Annotated in this window: 15 protein-coding genes; 7 read left to right on the forward strand and 8 right to left on the reverse strand. The window is 61.3% G+C overall.

Annotated features, from left to right (window positions below):
* Window positions 1-4: 4 nt before the first annotated feature.
* From VK804_RS29345 to VK804_RS29355, 3 genes are all read right to left on the reverse strand, one after another.
* On the reverse strand, window positions 5-889 hold the full coding sequence (locus tag VK804_RS29345; RefSeq protein ID WP_325376773.1) for an amidohydrolase family protein: 885 nt from the start codon (window positions 887-889) through the stop codon (window positions 5-7).
* A gap of 30 nt (window positions 890-919) precedes the next feature.
* Window positions 920-1,321: a hypothetical protein gene (locus VK804_RS29350; protein ID WP_325376775.1), complete on the reverse strand. Its 402-nt coding sequence runs from the start codon at window positions 1,319-1,321 to the stop codon at window positions 920-922.
* Window positions 1,322-1,405: 84 nt separating this feature from the next.
* Window positions 1,406-2,401, reverse strand: coding sequence for a tripartite tricarboxylate transporter substrate binding protein (locus VK804_RS29355; protein WP_325376777.1), 996 nt, complete (start codon window positions 2,399-2,401; stop codon window positions 1,406-1,408).
* Between the two features lie 184 nt (window positions 2,402-2,585).
* Between VK804_RS29355 and VK804_RS29360 the strand changes: the two genes are divergently transcribed.
* The 4 genes from VK804_RS29360 to VK804_RS29375 all read left to right on the forward strand — a co-directional run bounded on the left by VK804_RS29360 (window position 2,586) and on the right by VK804_RS29375 (window position 6,208).
* Window positions 2,586-3,158: a decarboxylase gene (locus tag VK804_RS29360; protein ID WP_325376779.1), complete on the forward strand. Its 573-nt coding sequence runs from the start codon at window positions 2,586-2,588 to the stop codon at window positions 3,156-3,158.
* Between the two features lie 8 nt (window positions 3,159-3,166).
* Window positions 3,167-3,781 (forward strand): thiamine pyrophosphate-dependent enzyme, encoded by a 615-nt coding sequence (locus VK804_RS29365; RefSeq protein WP_325376781.1) that lies wholly within the window; start codon window positions 3,167-3,169, stop codon window positions 3,779-3,781.
* A gap of 302 nt (window positions 3,782-4,083) precedes the next feature.
* On the forward strand, window positions 4,084-4,401 hold the full coding sequence (locus VK804_RS29370; protein ID WP_325376783.1) for a hypothetical protein: 318 nt from the start codon (window positions 4,084-4,086) through the stop codon (window positions 4,399-4,401).
* 22 nt (window positions 4,402-4,423) lie between these two features.
* Window positions 4,424-6,208, forward strand: coding sequence for a hypothetical protein (locus VK804_RS29375; RefSeq protein WP_325376785.1), 1,785 nt, complete (start codon window positions 4,424-4,426; stop codon window positions 6,206-6,208).
* Between the two features lie 37 nt (window positions 6,209-6,245).
* Here the strand turns inward: VK804_RS29375 and VK804_RS33060 are convergent, their stop codons facing one another.
* Complete coding sequence (locus VK804_RS33060) at window positions 6,246-6,365, reverse strand: hypothetical protein (protein ID WP_414642864.1); 120 nt, start codon at window positions 6,363-6,365, stop codon at window positions 6,246-6,248.
* Window positions 6,366-6,374: 9 nt separating this feature from the next.
* Window positions 6,375-7,277: a LysR family transcriptional regulator gene (locus VK804_RS29380; RefSeq protein ID WP_325376787.1), complete on the reverse strand. Its 903-nt coding sequence runs from the start codon at window positions 7,275-7,277 to the stop codon at window positions 6,375-6,377.
* Window positions 7,278-7,373: 96 nt separating this feature from the next.
* Between VK804_RS29380 and VK804_RS29385 the strand changes: the two genes are divergently transcribed.
* The gene (locus tag VK804_RS29385; protein ID WP_325376789.1) at window positions 7,374-8,093 is read left to right on the forward strand and encodes an SDR family oxidoreductase; all 720 of its coding nucleotides are present in this window, start codon (window positions 7,374-7,376) and stop codon (window positions 8,091-8,093) included.
* A 529-nt stretch (window positions 8,094-8,622) separates the two neighbouring features.
* Here the strand turns inward: VK804_RS29385 and VK804_RS29390 are convergent.
* Together VK804_RS29390 and VK804_RS29395 are read right to left on the reverse strand one after the other, a co-directional pair.
* A complete protein-coding gene (locus VK804_RS29390) occupies window positions 8,623-9,894 on the reverse strand; it encodes a DUF1254 domain-containing protein (protein WP_325376791.1) in 1,272 nt (423 codons plus the stop codon).
* Between the two features lie 54 nt (window positions 9,895-9,948).
* On the reverse strand, window positions 9,949-11,232 hold the full coding sequence (locus tag VK804_RS29395; protein ID WP_325751790.1) for an MFS transporter: 1,284 nt from the start codon (window positions 11,230-11,232) through the stop codon (window positions 9,949-9,951).
* Window positions 11,233-11,822: 590 nt separating this feature from the next.
* Here VK804_RS29395 and VK804_RS29400 point away from each other — a divergent pair.
* Together VK804_RS29400 and VK804_RS29405 are read left to right on the forward strand one after the other, a co-directional pair.
* A complete protein-coding gene (locus VK804_RS29400) occupies window positions 11,823-12,842 on the forward strand; it encodes an ABC transporter substrate-binding protein (RefSeq protein ID WP_325751791.1) in 1,020 nt (339 codons plus the stop codon).
* 202 nt (window positions 12,843-13,044) lie between these two features.
* Entirely contained in the window at window positions 13,045-14,022 is a 978-nt protein-coding gene (locus VK804_RS29405; protein ID WP_325751792.1) for an ABC transporter substrate-binding protein, read from the forward strand.
* A gap of 193 nt (window positions 14,023-14,215) precedes the next feature.
* Here the strand turns inward: VK804_RS29405 and VK804_RS29410 are convergent.
* Window positions 14,216-15,946, reverse strand: a 1,731-nt coding sequence (locus tag VK804_RS29410; protein ID WP_325751793.1) for an acetate--CoA ligase family protein, incomplete at its 5' end; no start/stop codon positions are given.

Below are 15,946 nucleotides of genomic sequence, written 5' to 3' on the forward strand. Positions count from 1 at the left end.
ACTTTCAGTTCGGGAAACCATAGAGATTGGCGGGATTGGTGACGAGGATGCGGTGTTGCGTCGCCCCATCCGGCGTCCACATCTGAAACAGTTCGAACAGATGCCCGGCATCGGGCATCTCGCCCTCGATGCGCGGATGCGGCCAGTCGCCGCCCCACACCAGCCGCTCGGGATTGGCCGCGACGAGAGCTTCATGAAACGGCCGCGCGTCGGGATAATCGGGAGCCTGACGGGAAATCCTGTGGGCGCCGGAGAGTTTTGCCCAGCACCAGCCGTCGCCGACCGCGCGCAACAGGCTCTGGAAGCCGGCCGTTGCCGTCCCTGCGCGCGCATCGGTGCGGCCCATATGGTCGATCACCACCGGCAGGCCCAGCGATTTCAATTCCGGGATCGTGTCCGGCAAATCCTTGACGTCGATCCAGAGCTGCAGATGCCAGCCGAGTTCTTCCATGACGGGCGCAAGCCGTTTGGCCGCGGCGAGCGGCACGCCGCCGCGATAATGCAATTGGCCGTCGCGAAAGAAATGATTGAAGCGCAAGCCGCGGACGCCGATCCGGTTCCATTCGCGCAAGGTTTCGGGCGAAACCTCGCCATCGGCCACCGCGACACCACGCAAACGCTCCGGCCGCTGCGCCAGCGCATCGAGCATCGCGGCATTGTCGTGGCCATGCGCGCTGCCCTGCACCAGCACGCCGCGCGCAAATCCGATGGCGTCGAGCATGCCGAGATATTTGTCGAGCGGCGCGTCCGGCGGCGTGTAGCTGCGGTCGGCCGCGTAGGGAAACTTCGCGGCGGGCCCAAATACATGGGCGTGCGTATCGCAGGCGCCTGGCGGTGGCGGGCGTTTCGGCCGGCTGACGTCGCGCGGCGGCAGGCAGGCCGGAATCATCGGTGGTTCCACGTGCGGCAAGTCCCGAAGCTATGAGGAGCGCGCGGCCGGCGCGGTGAAGCCGGCCCAGGTCAGATAGAGGCCGATCAGGAGCGAGGGCACGACATAGAGAAAAAGATGCTCGCTAAAATGTATCCCGGCATACATCCCGGTCAGCGTTTCCGGCGGCAGATACAGCAGCAGCAGCCCCTTGGCCAGGATCAGCCATCCGACCAGCGTGACCACCACCGGCAACGCGCCGCCCGACCACACATTGTGCCCGAGCACCAGCGCAAGACCGAGGCCAAGGCTGATGACGCCATAGGTGAACATCAGCGGCTTGTCGGCCATCCCGCTTTCGACCACGGCGCTGCCGTGCAACAGCAAATCGGCAATCAGCAACACGATGAAGAGACCGATGAGGCGCGCGAGATAGACGGTAAGTCGGGACATGCTGATCTCCAGAAGGTTGCCACGGAACAGATGTGGCCATCGGCTTGGTTCGATTTCAAACGCTGGCGCGCTCGCTCCGCCGCATCATTCGGCCTTGATGCCGGCGGCCCTGATGATCGGCCCCCATTTGTCGTAATCGGCGTGAATCTTGGCGTCGAAGACCTCTCGCGTGCTGCCGATCGGCAATGCGCCGAGCTTGTTCAGCCGCTCCTTCACCGAATCCGTGTTCAGCGCCGCGACGAAATCATGCGAGAGCTTTGCAACTACATCGGGCGGCATGTTGGCCGGCCCGAGCAGGCCCCACCACACTTCGGTGTCGTAGCCCGGCACGGTTTCGCTGATGCTGGGCACGTCGGGCAGGAACGAGGCCCGCTTGGCGGTCGTGACCCCGAGCGCGCGGACGGTGCCGGCCGAAAGCTGACCGACGGATTCCGGCCCGTTGTTGAACGACATCGTGATCTGCCCGCCCAAGAGATCGTTGATCGCCGGCGCGCCGCCTTTGTAGGAAATCGCGCTGATGTCGATCCTGGCGAGATTCTTCAGGAGCTCACCGGCCAGGTGCGTCGAGGTTCCCGGCCCGGCGTTACCGAAGGTCAGTGTTCCCGGCTTGGCGCGTGCCGCCGCGATCAGGTCAGCCATCGTCTTGAACGGCGAATCCGCGCGCACCAGCAGGATATTGGGCGAAGAAGCCAACAGAGAGATCGGCGTGAAATCCTTGAACGTGTCGTAGGGAAGGTTGGCGTAGAGAAACGAATTGGTCGGATGGCCGCTAGCGACGACGATCAGGGTGTATCCGTCGGGCGCCGAAGTCGCCAGCGCTTGCGAGGCGATCACACCGCCCGCGCCGGGCCGGTTCTCGACCACCACGCCCTGCCCCCATTGCCTGGAAACCGCATCTCCCAGCGTGCGCGCGAGGATATCGACCGCGCCGCCGGCGGCATAGGGCACGAAAATATGCACGGGCCGCGACGGGAATGGCGACTGGGCGAATGCCGGGCCGCCCGCGATCGCAGCTGCGGATGCCGCCAGAATGGCGGCCCGCCGGACCCGCTCACCCCATGACCACCTGCGCAAAGCCATCCCTCCCGCCTCCCGGTATTCTTGTTGCTTCATTATCGCATCTGGGCTGGCCCATGGCATCGCCATCCGGCGCAGGTCACAGCCACGATCGGGACATGTTGACAATCCCGGGGATCGCGTCAAGTTTCGGCGCCCTGCGGCGATGGTATCGCGAACAGGGATCGTCGCGCACACGGAGACTTCGATGGCGGTAGCCGCGGAACAAACCTCACCCAAAAGCGCCCAGCAAAAGGCCTCGCAGGAGAAGAGCTGGCACGACGTGGTGTTGCAGACGCTCAAGCGCAACGACATCCGGCTGGTGCCCTACGTGCCCGACCGCGTGCTGACCACGCTGATCAGGAACATTCACGCCGACCCGTTCTTCACCACCTTTCCCACCGCGCGCGAGGAAGAAGCCGTCGGCATCGTCTCCGGCGCCTGGATGGCCGGCATGAAGGGCGCGGTGCTGATGCAGACCAGTGGATTTGCCACGCTCGCCAACGTGCTGGCGTCGCTGGTGGTCCCGAGCCAGATTCCGCTGATCATGTTCGTCTCGGAACGCGGCACGCTTGGCGAATTCAACTACGGGCAGGCGCTGGTCTGCCGCACCATGCGGCCGGTGCTGGAATCGCTGGCGATCGAGTACCACACCTGCACCCGGCTCGACGAATTCGAATTCATCGTCGACCGCTCGATCAAGCAGGCCATCACCACGCAGGCGCCGGTCGCGCTGATCCTCAACCCGCTCTTGACCGGCGGCAAAGTGTTCGACAAGTGAGATCGGCCATGAACATCGCAAGCACGACCCCCGCTCGCAACACCAAGGTGATGAACCGGTTCGATCTCACCTCGCGCCTGGTGGCAAAGCTGAAGAACGAGGAAGCCGTGGTCGGCGGCATCGGCAACACCAATTTCGACCTCTGGGCCGCCGGCCATCGGCCGCAGAACTTCTATATGCTGGGCAGCATGGGGCTGGCGTTTCCGATCGCGCTCGGCGTGGCGCTGGCGCAGCCGAAGCGCCGCGTGTTCGCGCTGGAGGGCGACGGCTCGCTGTTGATGCAGATGGGGTGCCTGTCGACGATCGCGACGCTGAAGCCCGACAACCTCACCATGGTGGTGATGGACAACGGCGTCTACCAGATCACCGGCGCGCAGCCGACGCCGGCCGCCGCCGTCTCCGACCTCGTGGCGATCGCGATCGGCTGCGGCCTTGCGAACAGCGCCTGGGCCGCCGACGAGGAAGATTTCGAGCGCCTGATCGATCAGTCGCTGACCGCCTCCGGTCCGACGCTGATCGGCGTGCGCATCGACGACAAGCCCGGCGTCGGCGCCACCCGGCGCGATCCCGTGCAGATCCGGGAACGATTCATGGTCGGCCTTGGCGCGCGGCAAGCGCTGTAAGGTGCGCAATCTACGAAGTGGATGACGATAGGCTTTGTAAGCCCATCACTCTTGTCGGCACTTTCGAGAGCCGAGAAGTCGGATTGGCGATATCCGTTCACCGGGCCAAAGCGGACCTCCTGATTGCGCGGGCCGAGGTCATTTTTTGACCCACTTCGGAAGTCGGCGGTAGGCTTCATGCCGCGCGGATCATTAACGCACTCGCGCCGTCCAAATCTCTTCCGCGGAGTGAATGCGGAGGCTTTCGCAATCCCGAGATGCATGCTACTGTGGATGTTTCCTCTGCCCGAGACGTCGGCTCGATGAGCGCAGAAACGCTTACAATAGTTGGTGAATTCGCTGGGGCTGGCGGTGTAATTTTACTAATCGTCATATTTTTGTTTCGCGACATTTTGATTTCCAAGCTTGCCCAGAAGCTATCGCGAGCGCAGGCCAACCGCGCTATCAGCGTCATGATCTTCGGAGTCTTGGGGCTCGCCGCCGCAGGTTCTCTAACCGCGTTTCTAGCTCACTCCGCCGGCGGGTGCTCTTCCAAAGAGGGCAACATCACCGTAACCCAGGGAAACTCTAACTCAAGCGTTCTTTCGACCGGTTGCGGCAATGCCGTCGTCGAGCGCTGACATTTCCCGATGGGAGAGACACATGATCCGAGGATGGCAGCTGGTAGTGCTCCACCTCTGCCTGGTCTTGCCGGTCGGGAACGTAGCCGCTCAACAGAAACCAGGCGGGATCACCGTCACGCAGGGCAACTGCAATGTCTCGGTACTCAACACCGGCAGTGGATCGCAAACCGTTCAGATACCCTCCGCGGTTTGTTCCGATGAAGCCGATCCGGCCAGGGCGTTGCGGATCAGGTATGTATGGCTTGATTCGACGAGCACCTCGTTGCTGCTCGCCGGCAACATCGTTGGTAACCTCGCGAAGCTCGTCGGTAACAAGCCCTATGTGTTGAAGACCAAGGTCTACGATGAGCTTTCCCTGCTCTTGAATCGCTTCGGGTCTTATTTGGACGACTCCGGCCCAAGGCAGATTTCCAGCTACCTTCAGAGTTCGACAAATTCATCGAGCGGCGACCAATCGGAAGAGCATTTCCGGAAATCGCTGGGCCACCTGAAATTATACAACGGCGAGGAGACGATCACCTTTCCGGATATAGACGCCTACCTCGCCGTGCAAAACACTAACCAGTTTGCTCCGAACTACTCGATGTCTTACGCGAATGAAGTGGCGTCTGATGAGAGTCCGGTTGATCTGCTCAGTACTGTTATCTTGTGGCGCGCAGTGACCGCTGATGATCTGGAGAACTACGCGGGCAACATCACGCGACTCCGGAATCTCGTTGCGAAAAAATCACTCGGGATCGCCGCCGGAATTTTGCCGACGGGCGCGCCGCGGATCATCGCCAACCAACAACGCGTAGCACTAGAAAACATTACCGTGTCGGCGATGCGATATTTTGCCCGAGCGGGCTGGCCTCCCGATTTCTTGTTTCTGTACACGAGCGGTAATGTTTGCGTCCCGGAGCGGAGCGGGTTGATCTACTTGTGGCCGCGGACTCTCTTCGTTCAGGTTGCCGTGCTGGAGAATGTTCAAGGAAAGGTGATGCCGATTTCCGCGGTAAGGGGCGGCCAGATTGACTCAGATCGGTTGCGGTTTCCGGATGATGACAAGGACTGGACACCGTTTGAACTGACGTTTCCCATTGGAATGTTGCAATCGAACGAGACGGTCGTGGTCCCGTTGCAGATCGAGTTGCGTCCGTCGGATATGCTCAGTGACCCGCCAACCGAGGCTGAGAGACTGAAATATTGGGAACAGATCAAGCGGTATCCCAAACCGATCGTCCTGAAGGACGAAAAAGGAAGAATCTTATTCAAAAAAACATTGGATGCGTTCAAGAAGCCCACACCGGCACCTTCACTCACCCCCTATACTTACGGGCCGCGCGTGCGGCTCTCGGCCGCGGTGGCGGAAGGAAAGGAAATCAAACTTCGGCAATTCGATCCATCACAGATTACGATGCAATTTGGATCTCAGGAGGGTTCTTGTCCAAGAATGCTTTTTCAAGAGACCCCCGACGGCGGGCCCACCTCCTATGGGCGAGTCTTGGTCGGGGCATCGGGTTCGGATCGTGTTCAGACCGATATTCGATGGCACGAAGGGCCTGCGCTTTTTCTGGAGCTTGCGGAGGATGAACCCGAGATTACCCACATCCAGAGCATCAAGACCTATGTCGTCGACATCGCCGGGAATGAGCGCCTGGTGGACGCCATGACGGACAGATTTATCTTTCCCGGTGCCCCCCTGAAGATTGAACACCCGGTAATGCAGGACGCCAAGAGAATCAGGATCGAGGTTCGCGGATACTACGAAAGTCTTCCAAGGCTGCTTCTCAATGGAGGCATAGCGTCGACCGAGGAAAAATAGCCGATCAGCATCCTCTTTTGTGATCAAATTCGACGCATTACAGCAGCCCCGCCCCGCGCGCCCGTTTGTACTTGGCGTCGAGCATCGCCACCGGAATTTCCGTCGAACAGGCATAGGCGACGATGCCGATGAACGGCTGCCAAGGGGAACAAATCAGACTTCAGACTTAAGCGTTCGCGGCGATCCGGTGAATGAATTCGAGAAATGCGCGCAGCTTGGCCGGCGCCTGCCGGCGCGAGGGATAATAGGCATACAACGGGAAACGCTCGTCCGACCATTCGCCCAGGACCTGCACGAGCTTCCCGCTCGCGAGCCACTGGGCCAGGCCCAGTTCGAAGCTTTGGAATAAACCCTGCCCGGCTTCGCAGGCTGCCAACGCTGCCGAGGGATCGTCCATCACGACGCGCCCGTCGACGGGAATCTCGACGACGTTTTTCCGCCGATGAAACTCCCAGTTGAAGGGCCGCCCGGATTGCGGGTCTCGGAACAGCAGCGTTTCGTGATTGGCGACGTCTTGCGGGACTTTGGGCGTCCCCCGGCGCGCGAGATAGCCCGGAGACGCGCAGGTTATGATGCGCGTTTCGAGAATCCTTCGCGCGATCAGCGCCGATGGGTCGGGCGGCCCGAAGCGCAGCGCGAGGTCGACGCCGCCGGCCATCATATCCTCGCGATGGTTGCTGACCAGGAGCTCCAATGAGAGCTCGGGATAGCGGGTTGTCAGCTCGGGCAGGCGAGGTGCCAGAACGATGCGGGCGAACCACGGATCGAGGTTGAGCTTGAGACGGCCGCGAACCGCAGCGCTCGCACCGGCCGCTTCTTCTGCCGCCTCTGCTATCCCGCTCAGCAGCGGTGCAACCTGGGCATGGAAACGCCGGCCCTCCTCGGTGAGGACGACGGCGCGTGGGTTGCGGTCGAATAGCCTGATGCCGATCCGCATCTCCAGCCGCGCGATGGCCCGGCTCACGCCGGACGGAGTGAGGCCGAGTGCGTCGGCCGCCCGAATGAAGCTGCCGGCTTCGACCACGGCGATCATCACACCGACACCGGAGAGCAACCGTGCATCGAACATCGATAGTGACTCCTAGTCATCTTTGTATGGACTCGGATGCGTTTGCGTCAATGGCCGCCGCCATGGAAAATGAGCCTCTCGCAAAAGGAGGCTGCCATGACATTGAAGGACAAACGGATCATCGTTCTCGGGGGAACATCGGGTATCGGCCTGGCGGTCGCGGAAGCCGCGGCAACGGAGGGCGCCCGGGTGCTGGTCGCCTCCCGCGACGGCGCACGGGTCAAGCGGGCGCTCACGATGCTTCCTGCCGGCGCGGAAGGACACGTGCTCGACCTCTCGAACGCCACCGATATCGAGGCTTTTTTTGACGCTGTCGGGCCTTTTGACCATCTCGTCTATACCGCCGGCGAGTCGCTGAAGCTCTCGCCGCTGGCGGAAGCGGACATCGCCAGCGCCCGTCGCTTTTTCGAGCTGCGCTATTGGGGCGCGTTCATGGCGGCCCGATGGGGACACCGCCGGATCCGAACCGGCGGCTCGATCGTGTTCACATCCGGCGTTGCGGGGGCAAGGCCGGGACCGGGGTGGTCTGTCGCGGCGAGTATCTGCGGGGCGATGGAGGGGCTGACACGAGCCTTGGCGCTGGAACTGGCACCGGTACGCGTCAACATCGTCTCCCCCGGCGTCGTCAAGACACCGCTTTGGCGTGAGATGCCGGATGAAGCGCGGGAACAGCTATATGCTTCGGAAGCTCGGCGCCTGCCTGTGGGGCATGTCGCCGACGCGCAGGAGATTGCCGAGGGCTATCTCTACCTGATGCGACAGACCTTCGTGACCGGCCAGACTCTGGCGATCGACGGCGGCGGCCTCTTGGCCTGACCGGTTCGCCGCACGCCTGCATCGTTTCACCGACGACTCCGGTAGCTCCGCCCGCCGTTCGCGCCAAATTGAAACAAGCGTGATCGCGGACGGTTTGGTTGGTGCCTATCTATTATTAAAATGATGAGAAAGCACCGATCATGAAACCTGCGACAATAGCACTGGCAACCGCACTTGCTCTCTCGAGCACAGCGGTCCTGGCGCAATCCGGAACAACTTATGGACAATCCGGAGCCTCCATTGGAACAGTCACCGCTCCGTCAGTGGGATCGTATTATTGGCCGTCGGTAGGCACGACAAATGCAGTCCCCACCTGGAGCAACACCGGGCCTCGCGTGAGTAGCGCGCCCGCTCCCGGCGCGCCTGCAATCGGCACCGCACCGTTTAGCTCCGGGGTGCGCAGGTAATCCCGTCTCAATGGCCACATTCCAGGGCGCGCATATGAGAAAGTGGCAAGCCAGCCTCGGGGTGAAACTCGGGCGGCCCGCCGACGGCGTACACACGCCTCACCTCGATCGTTCGGATATCGCTAGAGCCGTTCCACTGCCGGCAGCGGTGCCCTTCCATCTCGAAAAGCAGCCTTCGGCTCATAGGCGCGAAAGACGATATGGAAATCGCCGGACGGCGCCGGCAGCCAGTTCGTCCGCTCCGTCGCATATGCGGGCTCTTCATGCTGGATGGAGATCGTGAGCGAACCGTCGGCGTCTCTCTTGAGGCCAGGGGTTCGATCGCCGATCGCGTAGCGGTTGATGGAATTGCTCGCGAAGAAGAGCATGCCGTCCGGTTCCTTCTGATACATCGACAAGGACCAGAACGCGTTGACCTGCGGAACGCCGGCCGGGAGGCTCAACCGATATCGATGGGCACCATTGAGAGGCCGGTTCTCAGCATCGGTTCTCGTGCTGGGATAAATGGCCTCCGCTGGTTCGAGCGCCAGCAGCCCATCCAACGCGACCTGCCCGCGGTACGTGTAATCCGTGCCGAAATTGCCCAAATTGGCTTTTGAGTAGCGCCACCCGTTGACGACCGGTCCGATACCCAGCAGTCCTCCAGTGAGCGATCCAAGCAAAGACGGCCAACGCTCCCGCCACAAAGCTTTGGTGTCGTCCGCGAGGTCTTCCCACAACCGGCCTGTGCCGCAGATTCCCACTTCGCGGAAGCGCTCTAGCAAAGCGCGTTCATATCGGGGCGGCGGGTTGCGCGCGAGCATGGCGTTGGCCAGGTTCACGAAGGGTTGCGGTCCTTCGCCGATTCCAATTTCACGATCCCACACTTTGTTCGAAACTGCCCCCAATGGCTCGACAGTGAATGCGTCCTGCAAGGCGTTGACGGCGGGGAGGTCGGCGTCGCCGTTGACCAGGATACGACACAGGACGACAACGTCGTTGTTGGGCGCGCGGATGACCTTGACATCACGCGGCAGAGGCTTGTCCCAATCGGGCCCGACGAGGACGAAACGTTCGGCGCGCGTACCGGAGACGCGACGGCCAGCCATTGCGAAATTGTCCGTGGCCATGTTGAGAAAGGCCAGCGAGTAATACCGTTCATCGGTGTCGGGCGTTGATAGCGCCATGGGCCCGCTCGCGAGGTCCGTCCAAAGTATCGAGTATGCGGTATCGGCGTTCGGCGTCGTCACCCTTCGGTCCCTCGGACCGGCCAGATTTCGACGGTGATTCCACACATTGAGCGCGATCCGCCCGGGCTTTCGCCCATCGCCCAAAGTGACGGCGCGCAATCGCCCCATCGTCACATAGGGAAAAGTGTATTCGAAAGCCTGATCCACCAGTTCGGTTTCGGTCATATGCCTTCCTGCAATGGCTATGAGGGCGTCCCGCGAGCCCGTCCCTAAATGGTTTCAAGCCTGCGCTGCCGGCGGAGACGCACGCAGACCCGCTGCAGTAACGCCTGTTTGCCGAAAGCGCTCGAGATCGCGTTCTGGATTGATGAGCACCATGGCGAGCAACCCACCGACAAGAATAATCGATCCGCCCAATTCGAAGCCGGAGCGGAAGCCTTCCGCGGGGTTCGCTCCGATATCGATGATGTGTCCCATCAACCACGGAGCAGCCAGCCCGGCCAGCGTATAGATTGCGTTGCTGATGCCGAGCATGGCGCCACGCTGGCGCACCGGACTGATCTCACCGATGAGGGCGGGACCCAATGTGTAGATGAGGCTGCCGATCGCGAAGGTCACCGCGACCAGCGGGATTTGCTCGTAGGAGCCCGTCGACTTCGAGAGCAGGATCATGGCGAGACCCGCACCGGCGACGCAGCCGCCCCCAAGCAGCCCGCGCGATACGCGGCTTGTGGTCCCCGTCAAGAGCAGACGCTGCGATACATAACCGACTATTGGCGACAGAACCATTTGTAGCAGCGACGGCAGCGTGACGATCCAACCGGTCTGCGTCGGTGTGTAGCCTGCCGCCTTGACGAGGAAAGCCGGCAACCAGACAACCGCGAGCGTAAGCGCCCAGTAAGCGCTGAAGCCAGCGATAAACACGCCGATTGCCGTCCGGGAAGTGAGAAGCGTCGCATAGGGCACGTGCGTGAGCCCACCGCCGCCTGCCTCGGTCTGATGCGTGTCGAGCGGGCCTTCCTTGCCGACGATCATCCAGACCGCGACCCAAACCAGGCCGACGATGCCGAGAAAGCCGAATGCGGCGTGCCAGCTGAACGTGAGGATGACCCATGTGAGGAGCGGCGCGACGACGCCGGCGCCGATCGCGCCGCCGATCGCCACCAGGCTCGTCGGCAGCGTGCGGCGCTCGTTCGCGAACCATTTGTAGACGGCGTGCAGCGCCACCGGATAGGCCGGCCCCTCTCCGGCGCCAAGTACGATACGGCTTGCGAAAAGGATCGGTAGCGAGACGACGCCAAGCATCGGCAGCTGCGTGAACGCCCAGATGAGCGCCATTGCAGTCAGCACCCATTTCGTCGAGACGCGATTGACGAGAAAGCCAATCAGCACCGCCGAGATCGAGAAAAACAGGAAGAACGCGCTTCCAACCTGCCCGAACTGCTCATTCGTGAGATGGAGATCGGCGATGATCGGAACCGCAGCCAGGCCGATCACCGCCTTGTCGGCGAAGTTGATCAGCATGAAGAGGAACATCATCGCGACGACTGCCCATGCGCGCACGGGTTCTCTCTCGGGACCTGTATTCGTCACTGTGACGTCCTCCCTTCACCGTTTTTTGATGCACTCGCGGGCGTGCTTCTTCAACACTACCGGCGCGAACCGGACATGCCAACCGCTTCTCAATATGTCCGGTTGTCGGGCTAGACCGGAAGTGATTGGATTACGGCCAACACGGCGCTTTTGACCCTGAGCCACATAACCTATGATTCTGCGGTCGCCGTCTGATAAGCTAGGGGCAACAATTGCGCCCTGCCGGCATAGTCGAGGGAAAATGAACGACTTTGCTTTACCGTGACCCGTTACGTGTTCAGCGGCGACATCAGTATCGCCTACCAGGTTGTGGGGCATGGTGAATGCGATATCGCACGTGGAGGTGCTCCACGAGTCACCCGGTTACACCGCTTTCTTGCGTCGTCTTTCAACGTTCCGGGGTTCGCAGGTAATCCGCAATCAGGGGCAAAGCGGACTCTACGTGCTCGGAGCCAGTATTTCGCCTTTTGACCCATAGGCGACATCGCCGATCTTCGATCCAACGACTTCCAGACTGCAGGTTGAAAGGCTACAATGCCTCTCCGGGGTGATCTGGATCGATGAGACGGCGCGATTTCATCATCGCTTTTGGACGTGCGGCAGCCTTGCCGATACTATGGCCATTAGCGACGCAAGCGCAGAAATCCACGGAGCCGTATCGACTCGCATATCTCGCTTTGCTCCCTGGCGAGAATGCAACCTTCGCGAAATCGGTTCTGCAAAGACTGCAAGAACTGGGCTACCACGAAGGTCAGAATATGGTTTGGGATTATCGGTCTGCCGACGGGCGCGCTGACCGGTTAGCACAACTGGCTGCAGAGCTTGTCCAGACAGGTCCCGACGTACTGATTGCGGGATTTGGGACGCTTGCTGCAAAGGCTGCCATTGCTGCGACCCGCAGCATACCGATTGTTTTTACCGCAGTTGGCGACCCTGTAGGTGCCGGGTTAATCAAAAGTCTGCGGCAGCCCGGAGGAAATGCCACCGGCATAAGCGCTCTGGCGACCGACATCGCGGCCAAGAAGTTGCAGATGCTCAACGACCTCGTTCCCGGGAAAAGGCTTGTTGCTGTGTTGTGCAACCCCGACACACCTTTCACTGCCCTCGCGCTCGAGCAGGTGAAGAAAGCAGCCGCGGTCATCGGAACGCCATTGCAAGTTTACGAAGCAAGAACGCTGGACGAAGTGCCGAAGGCAATTGGTAAGGTCGTCGAGGGCGGCGCTGCCAGCATGCTGGTGCTGGAGGACCCAGTTCTGATTGGTGCCATGCATCAAACGACGGAGCTTGTTGCCAAGGCCCGACTCCCTGCAATCTTCGGTCCGAGAGAATACGCGGCGGCTGGAGGCCTGATTGCGTATGGACCAGATCAGACACAGTTGAGCCGCAAAGGCGCAGACTATGTCGACAAGATTTTGAAAGGCGCGCTGCCCGCCAGCCTTCCAGTCGAGCAGCCAACAAAATTTGAGCTTGTCATAAACCTGAAAGTGGCAAGGGCATTGGAGCTCACCATTCCGCCAATACTGCTCGCCAGTGCCGGACGAGGTGATCGAATAAACGTTGCCGTTTGCTGCGGCGCATGAGTCCGCTCCTGGCACGAAGCAATCATGCCGGGCCGGTCTGATGATGTCCGCTGATGGCGGTATTTCGGAAGTCGCGTTTCGGGGGCCGTCAGGGCCGGTTTTGACCCGGAGCGGACATAAGCGGGAATACCTCGTAGCGAGGTATGACGCGCTCATCGTGCAATGATGTGGTAGGCTGCGGGCCTTGCTTCGAGGACAACTCATGCGACGGCGCGAGTTCATCACCTTGCTCGGTGGAGCGACTACATTCTCGTTCGCCGCGAGCGCGCAGCACGTGCCTGTGCGAATCATCGGTTTCCTTCACGCAGGTTCGCCCGAGCCGAATGCCGGTTTTGTTTCGGAGTTTCGTAAAGGTCTTGGCGAAACCGGCCACGTCGAGGGCCGCGACTTCTCGATAGAATTTCGTTGGGCGGCGGGGAGAGACGATCGACTGCCGGAATTGGCGGCCGATCTGATCGACAGGAAGGTGGATGTGATCGCAGCGCCGGGGTCTACCCAAGCCGCCCTTGCAGCGAAAGTCGCGACCTCGACCATTCCGATTGTGTTCGGCGTGGCTGCCGACCCCGTTGCGCTCGGCCTCGTTTCCAGCTTCAACCACCCGAGCGGCAATGCCACAGGCGTCTTCTTCATAAGCCCGAACCTCGCTGCAAAGCGGCTTGGACTGCTACGCGAGCTACTGCCTCACGCGGCGAGCTTCGCTGCGCTCGTCACGCAGCACGGTCCGTTGACCAAAACGAGCCTGCAAGACCTGGAGGTCGGCGCCGCGCAACTCTCCCTGCAGGTTGAAATTCTTCAAGCTGACACGATCGCCGAACTCGATGCCGCTTTCGCAAAGGTCGCGGAAAAGAATGCTGCGTTATTAGTCAGCCCTGACGCACTGTTCACAGACTGGCGCGCACAACTTGTTGCATTGGCGACAAGCCACGCCGTACCCACCATCTACCCCTTGAGGGAATATACGGAAATCGGTGGTCTGATGAGCTATGGTCCGCGCTTTGCCAGCGCCTTTCATCAGGTCGGCGTGTACGCAGGCCGCATTCTCGCGGGAGAGAAGCCCGCCGATTTGCCTGTGCAACAGTCCACAAAGTTCGAGTTCATCATCAACCTGCAAACCGTCAAGCTGCTCGGACTTGCAATGCCGCCCACGCTACTCGCTTTGGCCGACGAGGTAATCGAGTGAAGCGCAACACCAGGTCCGCTATCCGGGAATGCCAAACCAGACATCGCCAGCACGGAGCGGAGCGATACGCCTGGTAAGATGCGAGGCTTCAGCCGCTCGCGCGCATCGGGCACGCGATCGCGCCGGTCGCAGGCGCGACGCAAAATGCCGCCCGAACCGGGGCGGCATTTTTTCGACCAGGAGCTTGCGGGCCTTACAGCAGCCCCGCCCCCCGCGCCCATTTGTACTTCGCGCCGAGGACCGCGACCGGAATCTCCGTCGAATAGGCGTAGGCAACGATGCCGTTCTGGTAGAGATAGTCGGCGGCCTCCTCGACCTCGATGTCGCCGGCGAGCGAGGCCACCATCGGCTTCTCGATGCCCTTGGCTTTCATCGCGTTCTTCACTTCCACCATGTTCCTCGCAAACACCATCGGCGGTGTCACGATGGTGTGCCAGTAACCGAGGATCAGCGAGTGGATGCGCGGGTCCTCGAGCCCGAGTTTCACCGTGTTGACATAGGTGATCGGCGGCTCGCCGCCGGTGATGTCGACGGGATTGCCGGCCGCGCCAAATGGCGGGATGAATTTGCGGAACGCAGCGTCGAGGTCCGGCGGGATTACCATCAGCTTGAGATTGTTGTCGATGCAGGCATCCGACAGCAGCACGCCGGAGCCGCCGGCGCCGGTGATGATGACGACGTTTTCACCCTTCGGCGTCGGCAGGATCGGAATGCCGCGGGCGAATTCCAGCATGTCCCGCAGCGAGCGCGCGCGGATCACGCCGGACTGGTTGAACACGTCCTCATAGATCTTGTCGTTGCCGGCCAGCGCGCCGGTGTGCGAACTCGCGGCCTTGGCGCCCGCGGAGGTGCGGCCGGCCTTCAGCACCACGATCGGCTTCTTTTTCGAGACGCGCTTTGCGACCTCGGCAAACGAACGGCCATCCTTCAAGTCTTCGCAGTGCTGCGCGATGATCGTCGTGTTCGGGTCCTGCTCGAAGAAAGCCAGCAGATCGTCTTCGTCGATATCGGACTTGTTGCCGAGGCCAACGATCGCCGAAACGCCCATCTTGGCCGAGCGCGAGAAGCCGATGATCGCCATGCCGATGCCGCCGGACTGCGACGACAACGCCGCGTGGCCCTTGACGTCATAAGCCGTACAGAAGGTCGCACAGAGATTGGCCGGCGTATAATAGAATCCGTAGATGTTCGGCCCCATCAGGCGGACATTGTACTTCTTGCCGATCTCGACGATCTCGGCCTGCAATTCGGGATGGCCCGCTTCCGCAAAGCCCGACGGGATCAGCACCGCGCCCGGAATTTTCTTCTCGCCGCATTCGGTGAGCGCGCCGGCGACGAATTTGGCCGGGATCGCGAACACCGCGACGTCGATCACGCCGGCTACGTCCTTGACGCTCTTATAGGCCTTGTAGCCAAGGATGTCGGCCGCCTTGGGATGGATCGGATAGATGTCGCCCTTGTAGCCGCCGTTGATGAGGTTCTTCATCACGGAGTTGCCGATCTTGCCGTCTTCGGCAGACGCCCCGATCACGGCAACCGCCTTCGGCTGCATGATGCGGTTCATGGCAGCGACGATTTCCTCGGTCGGACGCGGCTTCTCGCGCGGCTTGTAGTCGAAATCGACGACGATGCGCACGTCGGCAGCGATCGCGTCCTTCTTGGTCGCAAAGACCGGATTGAGATCGAGTTCGACGATTTCGGGGAAATCGCTGACGAGCTGCGACACCTTGACGATGACGTCGGCGAGCGCTTCGCGGTTGACGGGGTCACCACCGCGCACGCCCTGGAGCATTTCATGGGCCTGGATGCCGTCGAGCATCGAGAGCGCGTCGTCCTTGGTGGCCGGTGCGAGGCGGAAAGTCACGTCCTTGAGAACTTCGACCAGCACGCCGCCGAGGCCGAACGCCACCAGCTTACCGAACGA

It is taken from the genome of Bradyrhizobium sp., from assembly GCF_035484855.1.
Lineage (GTDB): Bacteria > Pseudomonadota > Alphaproteobacteria > Rhizobiales > Xanthobacteraceae > Bradyrhizobium.

What these genes read in the sequence shown, in the direction of transcription:
- VK804_RS29345 (WP_325376773.1), bottom strand. Translation starts at nt 889, where the DNA reads ATGATTCCGGCCTGCCTGCCGCCGCGCGACGTCAGCCGGCCGAAACGC.
- VK804_RS29350 (WP_325376775.1), bottom strand. Translation starts at nt 1,321, where the DNA reads ATGTCCCGACTTACCGTCTATCTCGCGCGCCTCATCGGTCTCTTCATC.
- VK804_RS29355 (WP_325376777.1), bottom strand. Translation starts at nt 2,401, where the DNA reads ATGGCTTTGCGCAGGTGGTCATGGGGTGAGCGGGTCCGGCGGGCCGCC.
- VK804_RS29360 (WP_325376779.1), top strand. Translation starts at nt 2,586, where the DNA reads ATGGCGGTAGCCGCGGAACAAACCTCACCCAAAAGCGCCCAGCAAAAG.
- VK804_RS29365 (WP_325376781.1), top strand. Translation starts at nt 3,167, where the DNA reads ATGAACATCGCAAGCACGACCCCCGCTCGCAACACCAAGGTGATGAAC.
- VK804_RS29370 (WP_325376783.1), top strand. Translation starts at nt 4,084, where the DNA reads ATGAGCGCAGAAACGCTTACAATAGTTGGTGAATTCGCTGGGGCTGGC.
- VK804_RS29375 (WP_325376785.1), top strand. Translation starts at nt 4,424, where the DNA reads ATGATCCGAGGATGGCAGCTGGTAGTGCTCCACCTCTGCCTGGTCTTG.
- VK804_RS29380 (WP_325376787.1), bottom strand. Translation starts at nt 7,277, where the DNA reads ATGTTCGATGCACGGTTGCTCTCCGGTGTCGGTGTGATGATCGCCGTG.
- VK804_RS29385 (WP_325376789.1), top strand. Translation starts at nt 7,374, where the DNA reads ATGACATTGAAGGACAAACGGATCATCGTTCTCGGGGGAACATCGGGT.
- VK804_RS29390 (WP_325376791.1), bottom strand. Translation starts at nt 9,894, where the DNA reads ATGACCGAAACCGAACTGGTGGATCAGGCTTTCGAATACACTTTTCCC.
- VK804_RS29400 (WP_325751791.1), top strand. Translation starts at nt 11,823, where the DNA reads ATGAGACGGCGCGATTTCATCATCGCTTTTGGACGTGCGGCAGCCTTG.
- VK804_RS29405 (WP_325751792.1), top strand. Translation starts at nt 13,045, where the DNA reads ATGCGACGGCGCGAGTTCATCACCTTGCTCGGTGGAGCGACTACATTC.